This window comes from Alicycliphilus denitrificans, from assembly GCF_044792555.1.
In the GTDB taxonomy this organism is placed as follows: Bacteria; Pseudomonadota; Gammaproteobacteria; order Burkholderiales; family Burkholderiaceae_C; genus Alicycliphilus; species Alicycliphilus denitrificans_A.
This window is the reverse complement of sequence record NZ_CP126238.1, coordinates 3,310,313-3,327,860: the sequence shown is the minus strand read 5'-3', so window position 1 is coordinate 3,327,860 and position 17,548 is coordinate 3,310,313. Positions and strand designations below refer to the sequence as shown.

Sequence of the window (17,548 nt, the reverse complement as noted above, 5' to 3'; positions counted from 1 at the left end):
GGCAACCAGCTTAGGCAACAGGGGGTGAACGGCAGATGAACAAGGGCCGTGGCTGGCAGCGCTGTTGCGAAGGATCAACGCTCACGCCCCGGTGCAACCATGCGCATGGCCGCAACCCGCCAGTGCCGCACTGGCTCATCCGCCCGCAGGCAGGGTTTTCAGCGCCCGCGCAAGAACAGCGCGTCCAGCTCTTTCATGCTGAGCTGGCGCCAGGTGGGGCGCCCGTGGTTGCACTGGTCGCTGCGCTCGGTGACCTCCATCTGGCGCAGCAGGGCGTTCATCTCGTCGATGGTGAGCCGGCGGTTGGCGCGCACCGCGCCGTGGCAGGCCATGGTGGCCAGGATTTCATTGCGCGCGCGCTGCACCACGGTGCTGGCGTCATGCTGGCCCAGCTCGGCCAGCACGCTGCGCGCCAGCTCCACCGGGTTGCCCTGGGCCAGGGTGCTGGGCACGGCGCGCACGGCCAGGGTGCGCGGCGAGAACGGCACGACCTCCAGCCCCAGCAGGGCCAAAGTGTCGGCATGGGACTCGGCCGTGGCCACCTCTTCGGGCGTGGCGGCGAAGGTGGCGGGGATCAGCAGCGGCTGGCTGGCAAGGCGCGCGCCCTGTTCCACCTGGGCCTTGAGCCGCTCGTAGACGATGCGCTCGTGCGCCGCATGCATATCGACCAGCACCAGACCCTGGGCGCTCTCGGCCAGGATGTAGACGCCATGGAGCTGCGCCACGGCGCGGCCCAGCGGCCAGCTGCCTTCGGCGGGGGCTGCGGCCAGGCTGGCGGCGGTGTGGGAGGGGGGTGCCTCGGCCGCCGCGGACGGCGGGGCGGCCACTGGCATGGCGGGCTGCGGTGCGGGCGTGCCCCACAGCGCCTGCAGGTCGGAGACCTTGTGCCCGGCACGTTCCTCAAACTTGATAGCTGCTTGCGCTTGCCATATGGGAGTTTGAAGATGTTTTATGTCTGAACTTACCGTAGATACAGCGGTAGGGGCTACAGGAATAGAAGCAAGCGCCTGCGCGCGCGGGGCCGCCAGGGCGTTTTCCACGGCGTGGCGCACGGCCTGGTGCACCTCGCGGCTGTCGCGAAAGCGCACCTCGATCTTCGTCGGGTGCACGTTCACGTCCACGCGCAGCGGGTCGATCTGCAGGTACAGCGCATACACCGGCTGCTTCTGGCCGTGCAGCACGTCCTCGTAGGCGCTGCGCGCGGCGTGCGTGAGCACCTTGTCGCGCACGAAACGGCCGTTCACGTAGCAGAACTGCTGGTCCGCGCGCGAGCGCGCCGCGTCCGGCAGGCCGGCGCGGCCGGTGACGGTGACGGCGCCCAGGCGCAGCTGCACGGGCACGGAGTCGCGGATGAAGTCCTCGCCCAGCACGTCGCCCAGGCGGCGTTCCAACGCCTGCTGCTGGGCGCCGTCGTCTGCGCCGGCTTCGGCGGAGAGGGTGGCGCGCCACTGCTCCACCAGCTTGCCCTCGTGCCAGATGGCAAAGCCCACGTCGGGCCGCGCCAGCGCGTGGCGGCGCACGGCCTCCACGCAGTGGGCCAGCTCGGTGGCGTCGGTCTTGAGGAACTTGCGCCGCGCGGGCGTGGAGAAGAACAGCTCCTTGACCTCCACCGTCGTGCCCTGGCTGCGTGCGGCGGGGCGCAGCTCGCCGCTGCGCGCGTCCAGCATGAAGGCGCTGGCCTGCAGCGCGGTGCGCGACAGCAGCGCCATCTCGGACACCGAGGCAATGGCCGCCAGGGCCTCGCCGCGAAAGCCCATGGTGGCGACCGACTCCAGGTCGTGCAGGCTGGTGATCTTGCTGGTGGCGTGACGGCGCAGGGCCACGGGCAGCTCGTCCCGCGGGATGCCCGCGCCGTCGTCCTCCACCGCGATCAGGCGCACGCCGCCGGCCAGCAGGCGTACAGTGACCTGTGTGGCGCCGGCATCGAGCGCGTTGTCCACCAGCTCGCGCACGGCGGAGGCGGGGCGCTCGACCACCTCGCCCGCGGCAATCTGGCTGATCAGCTCGTCGGGCAGGTCGCGTATCGGGCGGCGCGGGGCGGGGGCAGAGGGAGCGGCGGAGTCGGGAGGCAGGGCGGTCACGCGGCGATTGTAGGTGCCGGGTCCATGCGCAAGTTTCTCAACGCCGGCGGTAGCGGCGGTCGTTGTCCTTGCCCACCTCGTTGCCGATCAGGGCGCCGGCGGCCGCGCCGCCGACCGTGCCCAGCGTGGAGCCGAACACGGCATTGCCCACCAGGCCGCCGGCCACCGCGCCCACGCCCGTGCCGATCTGGGCATTGCTGGGGTGGTGGGCGCAGCCGCCCAGCGCGAATGCAGCCACCAGTGCGGCGGCAACGGTCAGGGCGCGGATGGATGGGGTGCGATACGAGGTCATGGTCTCTCTCCTTGATCTGTGATGATTGATAGCGCAGTGCAGGCGCAAGCGTGCATGCCTGCACTGTGCCGTGATAGGGTGAAGTGTGTGCTGCGTTTTGGTTGCCGATTGCGAGCAAGTGTGAGCAATTGCCAGCATCTTCCGAACGTGGCGCGGTGCGCGCAGAGGGCCGGCGCGGGTACATTACGCGCCGTAAAACCAAAGGCCTGTTCCGTGGACATCATTGCGTTTCTGATCGACTTCATCCTGCATGTGGACAAGCACCTGGAGGCCTTCGTCGCCAGCTATGGGGCCTGGGTGTATGCGCTGCTGTTCCTCATCGTGTTCGTGGAGACCGGGGTGGTGGTCATGCCCTTCCTGCCCGGCGATTCGCTGCTGTTCATCGTCGGCGCCCTGAGCGGCGCGGGGCTGCTGAACTTTCCGCTCGCCTGCGCGCTGCTCGTGGTGGCGGCGATCCTGGGCGACCAGTGCAACTACCAGATAGGGCGCTATCTGGGCCCCAAGGTGTTCCAGTGGGAGGGCTCGCGCTGGTTCAACAAAAGGGCCTTCGACCAGGCCCATGCGTTCTACGAGCGCTATGGCGGCATCACCATCGTGCTGGCACGCTTCATGCCCTTCATCCGCACCTTTGCGCCCTTTGTGGCGGGGGTCGCGGCCATGGGCCGTGCCAAGTTCACGGCCTACAACGTGCTGGGGGCCCTGGTCTGGGTGCTGGGCATTGGCACGGCGGGCTATTTCTTCGGCAACCTGCCCTGGGTGCGCCAGCACCTGGAGAAAATCATCTGGGGCCTGATCCTGGTGCCGGGGCTGATCGCCATCTTCGGCGCCTGGCGCGCCGGGCGGCAGCAGCCGGTTTGATGGCATTTCTGCGGGATGTTTGAACCCCCGTCATTCCCGCGAAAGCGGGAATCCAGGCCCTGGCCTTCGCTGGGCAGGGATGACGCAGCGGCGCAGAGGGCGCGGGCTTATGCGCCCACCACTTGCTCGACCACACGGTCGTCGCCCAGCACGATGAGCGCAAACAGCAGCTCCTCCAGGCTGTTGGCCTGCGCGGTCTTGCGCGCCAGCAGCGGCGTGGCCTGGGGGTTGAGCACGACGAAGTCGGCCTCGCTGCCCGGCTGCAGCGTGCCGACCACGCCGCCCAGGCCCAGCGCGCGCGCGGCGCCTCCCGTGTGCTGCCACCACAGCTGCGAAGGCGCCAGGCTCAGGCCCGGCTTGCTCTGCCCCTCGCGCCCGACGTAGTAGGCGGCGAGCATGGTGTGGAAGGGGCTGAAGCTGGTGCCGCCGCCCACGTCGCTTGCCAGTCCGTGCAGCATGCCGTGGCGCGCGGCGGCGGCATAGTCGAAGAAGCCGCTGCCGAGGAACAGGTTGCTCGTCGGGCTGACGGCGGCGGCGGTTTGGGTCTCGTGCATCAAGAGCCGGTCTGCCGCGTCCAGGTGGATGCAGTGCGCGTACACGGCGCGCGGGCGCAGCAGGCCGAAGCGCTGGTAGACGTCCAGGTAGGAGCGCGCCTGTGGATACAGCTCGCGCACCCAGCGCACCTCGTCCTTGTTCTCCGCCACATGCGATTGAATCCAGGTGTCCGGGTGGCGGCGCGCCAGCTCGGCGGCGCCGTGCATCTGGGCGTCCGAGCAGGACGGGGCAAAGCGCGGCGTGATGGCATAGCCCAGCCGGCCCTGGCCGTGCCAGCGCTGGATCAGCGCCTCGGAGTCGAGCAGGCTCTGCTCGGTCTGGTCGCGCACGCCGTCGGGGCTGTGGCGGTCCTGCAGCACCTTGCCGCCGATCATGCGCAGGCCGCGCCGCTGCGCCTCGGTGAAAAAGGCATCCACCGAGGCCGGGTGCGAGGTGGCAAAGGCCAGGGCCGTGGTCACGCCGTTGCGCGCCAGCTCGTCGAAGAAGAAGCGCGCCACCTCGGCGGCGTGCGCCGGGTCGGCAAAGCGCGCCTCGGCCGGGAAGGTGTAGTGTTCCAGCCAGGGCAGCAGGCCGTCCGCGGGCGAGCCGATGACATCCAGCTGCGGGTAATGCACATGCATGTCGATGAAGCCGGGCGCAATCAACCGGCCGGGCAGGTGCTCCACCGGCAACCCTGGATGGCGTGCGGCCACCGCGCCGTGGGCGCCGGCGTCCAGCACGCGGCGCACGCCGTCGGCGTCCTGCCGGGTCACCAGCAGGCCGTCGCTGTCGTAGGCGGGCCGGCCTTCGCTATCGAAGCGCAGCAGTTGGCCGCGCCAGGCTTGCATCGACATGGGCATGGCTCAGTGCCCTCCTATGTAGAAAAATTTGAACAGGAACACGCCGGCGATGAGCCACACCATGGGATGCACCTCGCGCACGCGGCCGGTGCACAGCTTGATGCCGGCGTAGGTGATGAAGCCAAAGGCCAGGCCGTTGGCGATGGAGTAGGTGAAGGGCATCATCAGCGCGGTGACGGCGGCGGGCACGGTCTCGGTGGAGTCGTTCCAGTCGAGCTCGGTGAGCTCGCGCAGCATCAGGCAGGCGACGAAGAACAGCGCGGGGGCCGTGGCGTAGGCCGGCACCACGCCCGCCAGCGGGGCGATGAACAGGCAGGCGAGGAACAGCCCGGCCACCGTCAGCGCCGTGAGCCCGGTGCGCCCGCCCGCCTGCACGCCCGAGGCGCTCTCGACATAGGCGGTGGTGCTCGACGTGCCCAGCAGCGCACCGGCGAAGATGGCGCTGCTGTCGGCCAGCAGCGATTTGTTGAGCCGCTCCATCTTGCCGGGCACCAGCAGGCCCGCGCGCTTGGCCACGCCCATGAGCGTTCCGGTGGCGTCGAACAGCTCGACCAGGAAGAACACCAGCACCACGTTGAGCAGGCCCTTGGTCAGCGCGGTGTGGATGTCGAGCTGCAAAAAGGTGGGTGCGATCGAGGGCGGTGCCGAGAACAGCCCGTGGAACTGGTTGCCGCCAAAGAAGAACGAGGCAATGGTCACGCCCACGATGCCGATCAGGATGGCGCCGGGCACGCGCGCCTTGTCCAGTGCCACGATGGCGATGAAGCCCAGCACGGCGAGGATCACGGGGGCGGAGTGCAGGTCGCCCAGCGTCACCAGCGTGGCCTTGTCGCCCACGACGATGCCGGCGCTCTTGAGCGCAATCAGCGCCAGGAACAGCCCTATGCCCACGGTGATGGCATTGCGCAGCGACTGCGGAATGCCGCGGATGATGAGCCCGCGCAGGCCCAGCAGCGTCACGGCCAGGAACAGGCAGCCCGAGATGAACACCGCGCCCAGCGCCGCCTGCCAGGTGAAGCCCATGTGCAGCACCACGGCGTAGGCGAAATAGGCGTTGAGGCCCATGCCCGGCGCCATGGCGATGGGGTAGTTGGCATACAGGCCCATGATGGCCGAGCCCAGCGCGGCGATCAGGCAGGTGGCGACGAATACCGCGTCCTTGGGCATGCCGGCGTCGCCGAGGATGGAGGGGTTGACGAAGATGATGTAGGCCATCGTCAAAAAGGTCGTCAGGCCCGCGATCAGCTCCGTGCGCACGGTGGTGCCGTGCTCATGCAGCTTGAACAGGCGCTCCGTCAGGCCCGTGGATGGGGGTGACGTGGGCGTGGCTGGCACGCCCGACAGGTCATTGGCGTTCATGGTGCTTGTCTCCTTGCTTGTTGCGGCTGGGGTCAGGGATGCTGGGGCGGGGGCTCGGCCTGCAGGGCCGCTATGGCCTCGCGCGTGCGCTCGCGCAGCCAGCGCGCGCTGCTGGAATGCTGGCTGCGCGCATGCCATAGCTGGTAGTACAGCAGCGGCGGCATGGCGACGGGGCAGGGCAGCATCACCAGGGGCAGGCGGCTGGCCACGCGCTCGCAGTAGCGGCGCCCCGTGGTCAGCACCAGCCGGGTGCCGGCCACCATCTCCGGTATCAGGCTGAAATAGGCGCTGCGCACGGCGATATGGCGCTGCAGCCCCAGGCCGTCGAGCATCTGGTCGATGATGCCGCGCGCGCCGGCGTGCGTGGGCATAGGCGCAATGTGCTCGGCAGAGAGCCAGGCGGCCTCGTCCCAGCCACGGCGCACGGCCGGGTGATGGCGGCTGACGAGCGACACCACCTCGTCGCTGAACAGGCGTGCCAGGTGCAGCTCGTCGGGCGGCTGCAGCCAGTTGCCTATGACCAGGTCGATCTCGCCCAGGGCCAGCTGCGCGCGGTAGTCGCCTTCGCGCGTGAGCGCATGGATCTCGACCTTGGCCAGCGGTGCCTGGCGCTGTATGTCGGCCACCAGGCGTGGCAGGAACAGCGGATCCAGGTAGTCGCTGGCCGCGATGCGGAAGGTCTGGCAGCTGGTGCGTGCGTCAAAGCTGCGCGCCTCGGTGAACAGCGTCTCGGCCGCGCGCAGCACGTTGGCTGCCGGCTCCAGCATGCGCTGCCCGGCCTCGGTGGGCACCATGTGCGCGCCGTTTCTCACCAGCAGCGGGTCCCCCGCAAGCTCGCGCAGGCGCTTGAGCGCGCTGGACACGGCCGGCTGGTGCATGCCCAAGCGCAGCGCCGCGCGCGAGACGCTGCGCTCGGTCAGCACCTGGTGCAGCACGCGTATCAGGTGCAGGTCGATGCGGTCGAACAGATGGCGTTCGCCGGGCACCCCGGGTGGGGGCGTTGAAGGGCCGTGCGCAGGCATGGCTCAGGCGGCTTGCACGGCCGCGATGGCGCGCAGGATCGCCTCGCTGGTCGCGGGCGCCTGCAGGGGCGGCGGTGTGCGGTGCCCGCCGGCGGCGGCCACGGCGTCACGAATGGCAAAGAACACCGAGAACGGCAGCAGCAGCGGCGGCTCGCCCACGGCCTTGCTGCGGTGAATGGAGTCCTCGACATTCGCGCCCTGGAACAGCTGCACGTTGAATTCCGGCGGGCAGTCGTTGGCCGTGGGAATCTTGTAGGTGCTGGGCGCGTGCGTCATCAGCAGGCCGGTCTGGGGGTGCCAGACCAGCTCCTCCATGGTCAGCCAGCCCATGCCCTGGATGAAGGCGCCTTCGACCTGGCCTATGTCCACGGCCGGGTTCAGCGAGCGTCCCACGTCGTGCAGCACGTTGGCGCGCAGCAGCTTGTATTCGCCGGTCAGGGTGTCGATGACCACCTCGCTCACGGCGGCGCCGTAGGCGAAATAGTAGAACGGGTTGCCCTGCATCCTGTCCTTGTCCCAGGACAGGCCGGGCGTGGCGTAGAAGCCGTCGGACCACAGCTGCACGCGGTCCAGGTAGGCCTGGCCCACCAGGGCCTCGAACGCGAGCGTCTGGCCGTTCACTTCGACGCGGTCGTTGGCAAAGCGCACCTCCCCGCTGCTGCCGCCGTGGCGCGCGGCGGCGCAGGCCGCCAGGCGTTCGCGGATCCGGCGTGCGGCATCCTGCGCGGCCTTGCCGTTCAGGTCCGTGCCCGTGGAGGCGGCGGTGGCCGAGGTGTTGGCCACCTTGGCTGTATCGGTGGCCGTGACGCGCACGCGCTCGAAGCCCACGCCCAGCTCGTGCGCCACCACCTGGGCCACCTTGGTGTTCAGGCCCTGGCCCATCTCGGTGCCGCCGTGGTTCACGAGGATGGAGCCGTCGGTGTAGACATGCACCAGCGCACCCGCCTGGTTGAAATGCTTGACGTTGAAGCTGATGCCGAACTTCACCGGCGTGAGCGCCAGGCCGCGCTTGAGCACCGGGCTTTGCGCGTTGAACGCGGCCACGGCGGCGCGGCGCGCCTGGTAGCCGCTCTGCTCCTCCAGCTGGTCCACCAGTTCGTGGATCACGTTGTCGCGCACCGTCTGCAGGTAGGGCGTGACGTTGCGCTCGCTCTTGCCGTAGAAGTTGGCGCGGCGCACGGCCAGCGGATCCTGGCCCAGATCGTGCGCAATGCTGTCGAGGATGTACTCGATGGCGATCGCGCCCTGCGGCCCGCCAAAGCCGCGGAACGCGGTGTTGCTCTGCGTATTCGTCTTGCCGCAGTAGCCGTGCATGGCCACCTCGGGCAGCCAGTAGGCGTTGTCGAAGTGGCACAGCGCGCGCGTCATCACCGGGGCCGACAGGTCGGCCGAATGGCCCGCGCGCGAGACCATGATGATGGCGGCGCCCAGGATGCGGCCGGCGTCGTCGTAGCCCACGTCGTACTCGTACCAGAAGCAGTGGCGCCGGCCGGTGATCATGAAGTCGTCGTCGCGGTCCAGGCGCAGCTTCACCGGGCGCGCCAGGCGCCGCGCCGCCACGCTGGCCATGCAGGCGAACAGCGCCGACTGCGACTCCTTGCCGCCAAAGCCACCGCCCATGCGCCGGCATTCCACCTGCACCGCATGCGCCTGCACGCCCAGCGCATGCGCCACCAGGTGCTGCATCTCGCTGGGGTGCTGGGTCGAGCAGTAGACATGCATGGCATTGCCTTCGCGCGGGATGGCGTAGCTGATCTGGCCCTCCAGGTAGAACTGCTCCTGCCCGCCCACGTCGAGCTGGCCCTGCAGCCGGTGTGGCGCGGCGGCGATGCGCGCGCGTATGCCGGCCTCATCCAGGCCGCTCTCGCTGCGCGTCAAATGCATGGGCGGCACCACGTACTGGCCGCGCGCATGCGCCTCCTGCGGCGTGAGCACGGGCGCCGCCGCCTCGACCCGCACCACCTTCTTGGCGAGGGCGGCGGCGCGCAGGGCCTGGGCCCGGGTCTCGGCCACCACGGCAAACACCGGCTGACCCAGGTAGCGGATCTCGCCCATGCACAGGATGGGGTCGTCGTGCACGATGGAGCCCCAGTCGTTGCTGCCGGGAATATCGGCGGCGGTGAACACATGCACCACGCCGGGCTGGGCGCGCAGGGCGTCCAGGTCTATCGACAGCAGGCGGCCCGCGGCCACCGGGGCCAGGCCCAGCGCGCAGTGCAGCGTGCCCGCGAGTTCGGGAATGTCGTCGGTATAGGTGGCGGCACCCGTCACATGCAGGCTGGCCGATTCATGCGCCTGGCTGATGCCCACGCGTGCGCCCGCCTGGTGGGCGCCAGCCTCGGCAGCGGCGTCCAGGCGCAGCTGCTGGTTGTCCTGGTAAGGGGCGAAGGCGGCCGGGCGCTGCAGCAGTTCGCTGGCAACGGGCTTGTTCATGATGGGTTCTCCTGAGCGTGCGGCATCACGCTGAAAACGCTGGTGGCGCCGGTGTCCAGCGGATCGTCGGGGCGGGTCTCCAGCCACAGGCGCCGCAGCAGGTTCTGCGCCACCTGCAGGCGGTAGGCGCTGCTGGCGCGCATGTCGGTAAGGGGCTGGAAATCCTGCGCCAGCGCCTGCTGCGCGGCGCGCACGCTGTCCTCGTTCCAGGGCCGGCCCAGCAGCGCGGCCTCGGCCTGCGCCGCACGCCGCACGGTGGCCGCCATGCCGCCGTAGGCCAGGCGCACGCTGGCGACCGTCTCTCCATCCAGCTCGATGGCCATGCCCGCGCACAGCGCCGAGATGTCGCAGTCAAAACGCTTGCTGATCTTGTAGCCGCGCAGCTGGCGCGCAAAGGCCGCCTGCGGCACGACGATGGCCTGCACGAATTCGCCCTCCTGCAGCGCGTTCTGCATGTAGCCCAGGTAGAACGCGGGCAGGGGCAGGCGGCGCAGGGCATCGCCGCGGCGCAGCTCCAGCTCGGCGTCCAGCGCCATCAGGATGGGCGCCGCGTCGCCGATGGGCGAGCCGTTGGCCAGGTTGCCGCCCATGGTGCCCGTGTGGCGTATGGGTGGCGAGGCAAAGCGCAGCCAGACATCGGTGAGCGCCGGCGCGCGTGCGGCCAGCGCGGCCCAGGCCTGCTCCAGCGTGGCGCCCGCGCCTATCCAGAGCTCCTGGCCGCGCTCCTGCACGGCGCGCAGCGCGGACACAGGGCCCAGGTAAATCAGTTCGCCCACGTCGCGAAACTGCTTGTTCACCCACAGCCCTATGTCGGTGCCGCCCGCCAGCAGCCGGGCCTGGGGCAAGGCCAGGCGCAGCGCGGCCAGCTCCTGGATGCTGCGCGGGGCGTGGAAGCGGGCGGCGCGCGCCTGGCCGGTGGTGGGGCCGGGCGCGCTGTAGGTGAGCGCTGGTTCCCGCGCCAGGCCTTGCAGCGCCTGGGTGATGGCCGCACGGTCGAGCCGGGCCGTGGGCAGGTCGAACATGCGCTGGCCCGCGTCCAGGATGGGGCGGTAGCCGGTGCAGCGGCACAGGTTGCCCGAGAGCTCGTCGGCCAGTTGCTGGCGTGTGGGCCGGGTGCCGGCCTGCTGGTGCCGCTCGTAGCTGTTCCACAGCGACATGGCAAAGCCAGGGGTGCAAAAACCGCATTGCGAGCCGTGGCATTCGACCAGGGCCTGTTGCACCGGGTGCAGGGGCTGAGCCGAGCCGGCGCCACCAGACGTAGCGGCAGGCGCCAGGCCCTGCAGGTCTTGCACGGTGAACAAGGCCTTGCCGTCGAGCGTGGGCAGGAACTGGATGCAGGCATTGGCGCTTGCCAGCCGCAACTGACCGTCGGGACCGAGCTCGCCCAGCACCACGGTGCAGGCGCCGCAGTCGCCCTCGTTGCAGCCTTCCTTGGTGCCGCTGCAGCGTGCGTCCTCGCGCAGCCAGTCGAGCACCGTGCGCGTGCTGTGCGGCCCCTGGATGCTGACGATCGCGCCGCGGTGGTAGAAGCGGATGGGCCTGGCGTTGGCAGGGGGCGGGGCGGTGTCTGTCATGGGGCAATCCATATGTGCAATGGGGCGGGCTGGCGGGGCGCCGTCGTTGCATCTATGGTGCACCGAGGTGAGGCCCCGGAACATTCTGGGGCCTCAATATTTGATATGCAATAAATCTTATAAGGCCTGGGTTAACCCGCGGCGCGCCCAACCCCCATTACACCGACCGGCTGCGTGCCAGCGGCGGGTTCTTGGCGAAGTAGCGCAGGATGCCGCGCATCAGCGCGTCGGCCAGCTGCTCCTGGTAGGCGGCCGAGCGCAGCTTGGCCTCTTCCTCGGGGTTGCTGATGAAGGCCGTCTCCACCAGCACGCTGGGAATGTCGGGGGCCTTCAGCACCGCAAAGCCGGCCTGCTCCACGCGCGGCTTGTGCAGCCTGGCCATGCCTTTGATCTCGCCCAGCAGCACGCTGCCCAGCTTCAGGCTGTCGTTGATCTGCGCCGTGGTGCTCATGTCCAGCAGGGCGCGCTGCACATGGCGGTCCTGGCCACCCACGTTCACGCCGCCGATCAGGTCGGCCTCGTTCTCCTTGTTGGCGAGCCAGCGTGCGGCCGAGCTGGAGGCGCCGCCTTGGCTCAGCGCAAACACGCTGGCGCCGCGTGCATCGGGGTTGGTGAAGGCGTCGGCATGGATGGAGACGAACAGGTCGGCCTGCACGCGCCTGGCCTTCTCCACGCGCGTGCCCAGGGGCACGAAGTAGTCGCCATCGCGCGTGAGAAAGGCGCGCATGGGGTTGCCGCCCACCTGGGAGGCGTTGATGCGGTCACGCAGCTGGCGCGCCACCTTCAGCACCACGTCCTTCTCGCGTGTGCCGCCGGGGCCTATGGCGCCCGGGTCTTCGCCGCCATGGCCGGGATCGAGGGCGATGATGATCAGGCGGTCTGTGGCGCGCGCCACGCTGGTGGGTGCGCGTGCGGGCGTGGCGTTGCGTGGCTGGGGCGGCGCAGCCGGGGGGGGGGATTCGGGTTTTTGGCTGCGCTGTGCAATCAAATCCCCCAGCGGGTCGGCGGTGGTGGGCGCCCTGGCGGTCTCCGGTGCGGGCGGCGGCGCGGGCGTGGGCGCGTTGGCATCGCGCAGGCGCTCGGCAATCAGGGCCTCCAGCGGATCGGCTGGGGCGGCGGGGTAGAGGTCGAACACCAGGCGATGCTGGTAGGCGGCCACTGGCAGCAGGCTGAACACCTGGGGCCTTGCCGCCTGCTTCAGGTCCACCACCAGGCGCACCACGCCGGGGGCGTTCTGGCCCACGCGGATGCCGGCGATGTTGGGGTCGTCGGGCTGCACCTTGGCCACCAATTCGCGCAGCGAGGGGTCCAGGTCTATGCCCTCGATGTCCACCGCCAGGCGTGGCGGCGTGGGCACGAAGGTCTGTTTGGTGACGAGCTGGCGGTCGGACTCTATGGTCACGCGCGAATAGTCGGCCGCGGGCCAGACACGCACGGCGACGATGGCGGCGCCGCGCGCGATCTGCTGCGCGCCCAGCAGCAGCACCAGGCTGCCTGCCTGCAGCATCCGGCGCCGGGTGTGGTGCGGGTGGGGGGAAGGCACAGCGCTCATGGGTGGTCGAGTCCTTGCAGGATGGCGCAGCCTGGCGGCGTATGCGCCTGCAGTGTCACATGCCGGGCCTGATCATCCTCTGCTTCAATGTAAATAGCAATATCCGCTGGTGGGGTAAGGCCTGCTGCGTTGTTTGGCCATTCGGCCAGCTTCAGGCCGGGGCCGGCGAAGATGTCGCGAAAGCCCGCGTCCTCCCATTCGCGCGGGTCATGGAAGCGGTAGAAGTCGAAATGCCAGATGGCCAGGCCCGGCGCCTGGTGCGGCTCGACCACGGCGTAGGTCGGGCTCTTGATGCGCCCGGCCACGCCCAGGGCGCGCAGCAGGTGGCGCACCAGCGTGGTCTTGCCCGCGCCCAGGTCGCCATGCAGGGCGATGAAGGCATTGGCCAGTCCCGGCTGCGCGGCCAGGCGCGCGGCAAAGCGCGCCGTATCGTCCTCGCCCTGCCAGTGCAGTGACAGGCGGTGCGGCGTTTCTACAATCGGGTGGTGATGATCGGCAGCAGTCAACTTATTCCTCAAATTCAGGGCTGGGCGCGCGAACTGGGATTTTCCCAAATCGGCGTGGCCGGTGTGGACCTGTCCGCCGCCGAGCAGGGGTTGATGCAATGGCTGGCCGAAGGTTTCCATGGCGAGATGCATTACATGCAGGCGCACGGCCTCAAGCGTGCGCGCCCGGCCGAGCTGGTGCCGGGCACGGTGAGCGTGATCACCGCGCGCATGGACTACCTGCCGCGCGATACGCCCATGGACACGCCCGGGGGCTGGCAGGCCATCGAATTCGACCGTCTGGCCCGTCCCACCGAGGCCATCGTCTCCGTCTATGCCCGGGGACGCGACTACCACAAGGTGCTGCGCGCGCGCCTGCAAAAGTTGAGTGAGCGCATCGCCGAGGCCGTGGGCCCCTTCGGCCACCGCGTGTTCACCGACTCGGCGCCCGTGCTGGAGGCGGAGCTGGCGCGCCGCAGCGGCCAGGGCTGGCGCGGCAAGCACACGCTGGTGCTCTCGCGCGAGGCGGGCTCGATGTTCTTCCTGGGTGAGATTTACCTGGACATGGCGCTGGAACCCACGGCGCCCGTCACCGCGCACTGCGGCAGCTGCCAGGCCTGCATGGACGTCTGCCCCACCCAGGCCATCGTCGCGCCGCACCGCGTGGACGCGCGCCGCTGCATCTCCTACCTGACCATAGAGCATGCCGGGCCGATTCCCCTGGAGCTGCGCCCGCTCATGGGCAACCGCATCTACGGCTGCGACGACTGCCAGCTCGTCTGCCCCTGGAACAAATATGCCCACGCCAGCAGCCTGCCCGACTTCGATGCGCGTGCGGGCCTGGTGGGCCAGTCACTGGTGCAGCTGTTCGCCTGGGACGAGCCCACCTTCCTGCGCCTGACCGAGGGCGGGCCGATACGCCGTATAGGGCATGAGCGCTGGCTGCGCAACATCGCCGTGGCGCTGGGCAATGCGCTGCGCGCCACGGCGGATGCTGGCGAGCAGCTGGCCCTGCGGGCCGCGCTGGCCGCGCGCGCCGAAGACCCGAGCCCCCTGGTGCGTGAGCATGTGGCCTGGGCATTGACCCAAGGAATTTAGATAAAACAGGCTGAATCGCGCTCGGATAGAGCGTTGATAGCTATCAACAAAATAGTGTTAACGCAACAGGCCGAGCGCAAACGGTAGGCTCACCACGCCCAGCACTGTGGACAGCGTGACCAGCCCCGCCACATAGGCGCCGTTGTAGCCCATGCGCGCCGCCAGCACATAGCAGCTGGAGGCCGTGGACACGGCGCAAAACGCCATCAGTACCGTGGTCTGCGTGGCATCGAGCCGCAGCAGGTGTGCAAACCCCCAGGCGATGAGCGGCTGCACCAGGTGGCGTATGGCTAGCACCGACACCGACAGCAGCTTGCTGCGCGTGAGCAGGCCGAACTGCATGCCGGCGCCGGCCGCCATCAGCCCCAGGGCCAGCGAGGCGGCGCCGATGCGGCTCACCGAGGGCTCCAGCCATGGCGGTATGCGCAGGCCCAGCAGGTTGGCGGCCAGCCCCGTGGCCGTGGCGATGATCAGCGGGTTGCGCAGCAGCTCGCCCAGAAAACCCCGCTGCCCGCCGCGCGCCATGGGCCAGACGGCCGCCACGTTGAACATCGGCACGCATACGCCGATGAGCACGGCCACCATCAGCAGGCCCTGGGTGCCGGCCAGGCGCTCGGCCAGGGCCAGCACGATGAAGGAGTTGAAGCGAAATGCCACCTGGGCCGCGGCCGCGTGGTCGCGCCGGTCGATGTGCCGGCCCAGCCAGGGCAGGTGCGGCAGGCTGTAGGCCAGGGCCACGCCGCACAGGCCGGTGCCCACGCCGGCGGCGATCAGGCCGGCGGCCTCGCCGATGTCGATGGGGCTCTTGACGATGGACTGGAACAGCAGCACCGGAAACAGCAGGTAGTACACCAGGCTCTCCACCGGTTGCCAGACGCTGCGGTTCAGTGGCGTGTAGCGGCAGATCAGGTAGCCGCACAGGATCAGGGAGAAGTCGGGGAAAAGGAGCTGCGCGTAATTCACGGCGCGCAGCATAGCGCAGCGCCTAGCGCGGCTTTGATCGGTTGGGCGTCATCGGGCGTGACGAACGCTTGCACAATCGCGCAAAAACCATTTTTTGAGCATGTTGCCCGAAAGCCAGAACGCCATCGACTTGTTTCTAGACGCCCTGTGGCTGGAGGACGGCCTGTCGCGCAACACCTTGTCCGCCTACCGGCGCGACCTGACGCTGTACGCCCAGTGGCTGGGCGCGCAGGCGCCGCCGCTGGCCCTGGACGCCACGGCCGAGCACCACCTGCAGGGCTACTTCGCCGCGCGCCATGCCCAGACGCGGGTCACCACCGCCAACCGGCGCCTGACGGTGCTGCGCCGCTACTTCCACTGGGCGCTGCGCGAGCGGCGCATCGTGCAGGACCCTACGGTGCGCCTGCTGGCCGCGCGCCAGCCGCTGCGCGTGCCGGGGACACTCACGCAGGCGCAGGTCGAGGCGCTGCTGCACGCCCCCGACACGGCCATGCCGCTGGGCCTGCGCGACCGCACCATGCTGGAGCTGATGTATGCCAGCGGCCTGCGCGTGAGCGAACTGGTCACGCTCAAGACCTTCCACCTGGGCCTAGCCGAGGGGGTCTTGCGCATCATGGGCAAGGGCGGCAAGGAGCGGCTCGTGCCCTTCGGCGAGGAGGCGCGGCGCTGGCTGGAGCGCTACCTGGCCGAGGGCCGCGGCGCCATCCTCGCCGGCCAGCAGACCGATGACCTGTTCGTGACCCAGCGCGGCAGCGCCATGTCGCGCGTGATGTTCTGGGTCATCGTGAAGAAATGCGCGCGGATCGCCGGCATCACCGCGCCGCTGTCGCCGCACACGCTGCGCCATGCGTTTGCCACGCATTTGCTGAACCACGGCGCGGACCTGCGCGTGGTGCAGCTGCTGCTGGGCCATGCGGATATTTCCACCACCACCATCTATACCCATGTGGCGCGCGAGCGCCTGAAGCAGCTGCATGCGCAGCACCATCCGCGCGGGTAAGAGGGCGGATGCTATGCCTCGGCGGTCAGGCTCTCGGCCCAGGCCAGGGCCTGCAGGTGGGCCCAGTTGACCTGGCGGTTGGACAGGTGCAGCGCCTCGGCCGTGCGTGCAAAGGCCTCGTCGTCGCCGCTTTCGCAGGCCTTGGTGAGTTCAAGAAAGGGCGCGAACACCCCCTGGTTGTGCAGCAGCGCGTCCTGCACGGACTCGGGCAGGGCCACGCTCTCCAGGGCCTGCTCCATGGGCATGCCAAGCATGCTGTCGAGCAGCGAGAACACGCCCACCACGAAGGCGTTGTCGCATTCCTCCTTGGGCAGCAGCTCGGCGGCGAGCAGCTCCATGAGCCGGCCGCGCACCACGGCGGTCTGGCCCACGGCCGGTGGCGCGCCGTCCTTGCGCGAGGTGGTGAGCAGCAGCGCCGCCCAGCGAAAGAGTTTCTTCAGTCCGAGGATCATCACCGCGTGGCGGAACGAGGTGACCTCGCACGACAGCCCGAACCCCGAGGAGTTGATGAAGCGCAGCAGGTTGAAGGAGAGCGTGGGGTCTTTTTTCAGCAGATCTTCGATCTCTGCCGTACTCGCTTGCTGACGCACCAGGTTGATGAGCTGGATGATGTTGGCTTGCGCGAGGCGTATGGTCTGCGCCTTGACCATCGAGGGGCGGGCGAACCAGTAGCCCTGGAACAGCTTCACGCCCAGGGAGGCCATGTGCGCGTGCTGCTCGGCCGTCTCCACCTTCTCGGCGACCAGCGTGGCCTGAGAGTTGGCCTGCACATATTTCACCAGCGGCTCGATGAGTTGCGGCTTGATGGCCAGCATGTCCAGTTTGATGAACGAGGCCAGCGGCAGCCAATTGCCGTAGGCGCGGCGCAGCACGTCCTGGCTGAAGGCCAGGCGAAAGCCGCGCGCGCGCAGTGCCTGCAGCGTGGGCAGCAGCTGCTCGATCTGTTCTGGCGTGGCGTTGGCGGCCAGCGCCGGCACTTCCAACACCACCTTTTCGGGGTGGATGAGCTCCAGGTGGCCACCGGCCAGGCTGGCATGGGTGCAGTTGATGAAGACGACCTTCTGGTTGCCCAGCACTTCGGCGCCGGCATAGCACAAGGCGTTGAACAGCATTGCCGCATCGCTGGCCGCGGTGTGGGAGCTGGAGGAGGTGGAGCGGTCGAAAAGCTCGTAGCCGAAGACGGCGCGCTTGTCATCCAAAATGGCCTGGCGGGCAAGGACGACCAGATCGTCTGCGTCTTCCGTGCCGGGTAGCGCTTCAGTAGCGGAATCTGCGGTGCTGGACATGGGGCAATCAATTCTTGGGTGTGGGCGACAAAAGTCTCAGAGGCTGAGAGTTTTTTGGGACGTGCCCGAAAGGCGCATCAAAACGCCCTTGATTGAGGCGCAAAGCACAGCCATAGCGTGGGCTATGGCGAGCATTTGCAACGAAAAGCGA

14 protein-coding genes are annotated in these 17,548 nt (G+C 69.0%); 3 read left to right on the top strand and 11 right to left on the bottom strand.

Going from position 1 to position 17,548, the window contains the following annotated elements; all coding sequences use genetic code 11:
- Nucleotides 1-158: 158 nt before the first annotated feature.
- Both mutL and P7644_RS15770 read right to left on the bottom strand, forming a co-directional pair.
- Complete coding sequence (gene mutL / locus P7644_RS15775; RefSeq protein ID WP_404300194.1) at nt 159-2,081, bottom strand: DNA mismatch repair endonuclease MutL; 1,923 nt, start codon at nt 2,079-2,081, stop codon at nt 159-161.
- Between the two features lie 37 nt (nt 2,082-2,118).
- Complete coding sequence (locus tag P7644_RS15770) at nt 2,119-2,373, bottom strand: glycine zipper domain-containing protein (RefSeq protein ID WP_404300193.1); 255 nt, start codon at nt 2,371-2,373, stop codon at nt 2,119-2,121.
- 213 nt (nt 2,374-2,586) lie between these two features.
- Between P7644_RS15770 and P7644_RS15765 the strand changes: the two genes are divergently transcribed.
- A complete protein-coding gene (locus tag P7644_RS15765; RefSeq protein ID WP_404300192.1) occupies nt 2,587-3,231 on the top strand; it encodes a DedA family protein in 645 nt (214 codons plus the stop codon).
- A gap of 107 nt (nt 3,232-3,338) precedes the next feature.
- Here P7644_RS15765 and guaD read toward each other — a convergent pair whose 3' ends face one another.
- The 7 genes from guaD to tsaE form a co-directional block, all read right to left on the bottom strand.
- Nucleotides 3,339-4,619: a guanine deaminase gene (gene guaD, locus P7644_RS15760; RefSeq protein WP_404300191.1), complete on the bottom strand. Its 1,281-nt coding sequence runs from the start codon at nt 4,617-4,619 to the stop codon at nt 3,339-3,341.
- A gap of 9 nt (nt 4,620-4,628) precedes the next feature.
- The gene (locus tag P7644_RS15755; protein WP_404300190.1) at nt 4,629-5,984 is read right to left on the bottom strand and encodes an NCS2 family permease; all 1,356 of its coding nucleotides are present in this window, start codon (nt 5,982-5,984) and stop codon (nt 4,629-4,631) included.
- Between the two features lie 32 nt (nt 5,985-6,016).
- Nucleotides 6,017-7,006 (bottom strand): LysR family transcriptional regulator, encoded by a 990-nt coding sequence (locus P7644_RS15750; RefSeq protein ID WP_404300189.1) that lies wholly within the window; start codon nt 7,004-7,006, stop codon nt 6,017-6,019.
- Between the two features lie 3 nt (nt 7,007-7,009).
- Nucleotides 7,010-9,439 carry a xanthine dehydrogenase molybdopterin binding subunit gene (gene xdhB / locus P7644_RS15745; protein WP_404300188.1) on the bottom strand — a complete coding sequence of 810 codons (2,430 nt, stop codon included), beginning with the start codon at nt 9,437-9,439 and terminating at the stop codon, nt 7,010-7,012.
- The gene (gene xdhA, locus P7644_RS15740; protein WP_404300187.1) at nt 9,436-11,013 is read right to left on the bottom strand and encodes a xanthine dehydrogenase small subunit; all 1,578 of its coding nucleotides are present in this window, start codon (nt 11,011-11,013) and stop codon (nt 9,436-9,438) included. Before xdhA ends, xdhB begins: the two co-directional genes overlap by 4 nt.
- A 157-nt stretch (nt 11,014-11,170) precedes the next feature.
- Entirely contained in the window at nt 11,171-12,565 is a 1,395-nt protein-coding gene (locus tag P7644_RS15735) for an N-acetylmuramoyl-L-alanine amidase (protein ID WP_404300186.1), read from the bottom strand.
- Nucleotides 12,562-13,071, bottom strand: a complete 510-nt coding sequence (gene tsaE / locus P7644_RS15730; protein WP_404300185.1) for a tRNA (adenosine(37)-N6)-threonylcarbamoyltransferase complex ATPase subunit type 1 TsaE — start codon at nt 13,069-13,071, stop codon at nt 12,562-12,564. Before tsaE ends, P7644_RS15735 begins: the two co-directional genes overlap by 4 nt.
- Nucleotides 13,072-13,083: 12 nt before the next feature.
- Between tsaE and queG the strand changes: the two genes are divergently transcribed.
- Nucleotides 13,084-14,148, top strand: a complete 1,065-nt coding sequence (gene queG / locus P7644_RS15725; RefSeq protein WP_404303228.1) for a tRNA epoxyqueuosine(34) reductase QueG — start codon at nt 13,084-13,086, stop codon at nt 14,146-14,148.
- A gap of 57 nt (nt 14,149-14,205) precedes the next feature.
- Here queG and P7644_RS15720 read toward each other — a convergent pair whose 3' ends face one another.
- Nucleotides 14,206-15,123 (bottom strand): AEC family transporter, encoded by a 918-nt coding sequence (locus P7644_RS15720; protein ID WP_404300184.1) that lies wholly within the window; start codon nt 15,121-15,123, stop codon nt 14,206-14,208.
- An 88-nt stretch (nt 15,124-15,211) separates the two neighbouring features.
- Between P7644_RS15720 and xerD the strand changes: the two genes are divergently transcribed.
- Entirely contained in the window at nt 15,212-16,111 is a 900-nt protein-coding gene (xerD, locus tag P7644_RS15715; RefSeq protein ID WP_404300183.1) for a site-specific tyrosine recombinase XerD, read from the top strand.
- An 11-nt stretch (nt 16,112-16,122) separates the two neighbouring features.
- Here xerD and P7644_RS15710 read toward each other — a convergent pair whose 3' ends face one another.
- The gene (locus P7644_RS15710) at nt 16,123-17,397 is read right to left on the bottom strand and encodes an EAL and HDOD domain-containing protein (RefSeq protein WP_404300182.1); all 1,275 of its coding nucleotides are present in this window, start codon (nt 17,395-17,397) and stop codon (nt 16,123-16,125) included.
- Nucleotides 17,398-17,548: the final 151 nt, after the last annotated feature.

Excerpts from the sequence above, each read along its gene's own strand:
- xerD (WP_404300183.1), top strand. The coding sequence starts at position 15,212 with ATGTTGCCCGAAAGCCAGAACGCCATCGACTTGTTTCTAGACGCCCTG.
- P7644_RS15710 (WP_404300182.1), bottom strand. The coding sequence starts at position 17,397 with ATGTCCAGCACCGCAGATTCCGCTACTGAAGCGCTACCCGGCACGGAA.
- guaD (WP_404300191.1), bottom strand. The coding sequence starts at position 4,619 with ATGTCGATGCAAGCCTGGCGCGGCCAACTGCTGCGCTTCGATAGCGAA.
- P7644_RS15720 (WP_404300184.1), bottom strand. The coding sequence starts at position 15,123 with ATGCTGCGCGCCGTGAATTACGCGCAGCTCCTTTTCCCCGACTTCTCC.
- P7644_RS15755 (WP_404300190.1), bottom strand. The coding sequence starts at position 5,984 with ATGAACGCCAATGACCTGTCGGGCGTGCCAGCCACGCCCACGTCACCC.
- xdhB (WP_404300188.1), bottom strand. The coding sequence starts at position 9,439 with ATGAACAAGCCCGTTGCCAGCGAACTGCTGCAGCGCCCGGCCGCCTTC.
- P7644_RS15770 (WP_404300193.1), bottom strand. The coding sequence starts at position 2,373 with ATGACCTCGTATCGCACCCCATCCATCCGCGCCCTGACCGTTGCCGCC.
- P7644_RS15735 (WP_404300186.1), bottom strand. The coding sequence starts at position 12,565 with ATGAGCGCTGTGCCTTCCCCCCACCCGCACCACACCCGGCGCCGGATG.
- P7644_RS15750 (WP_404300189.1), bottom strand. The coding sequence starts at position 7,006 with ATGCCTGCGCACGGCCCTTCAACGCCCCCACCCGGGGTGCCCGGCGAA.
- xdhA (WP_404300187.1), bottom strand. The coding sequence starts at position 11,013 with ATGACAGACACCGCCCCGCCCCCTGCCAACGCCAGGCCCATCCGCTTC.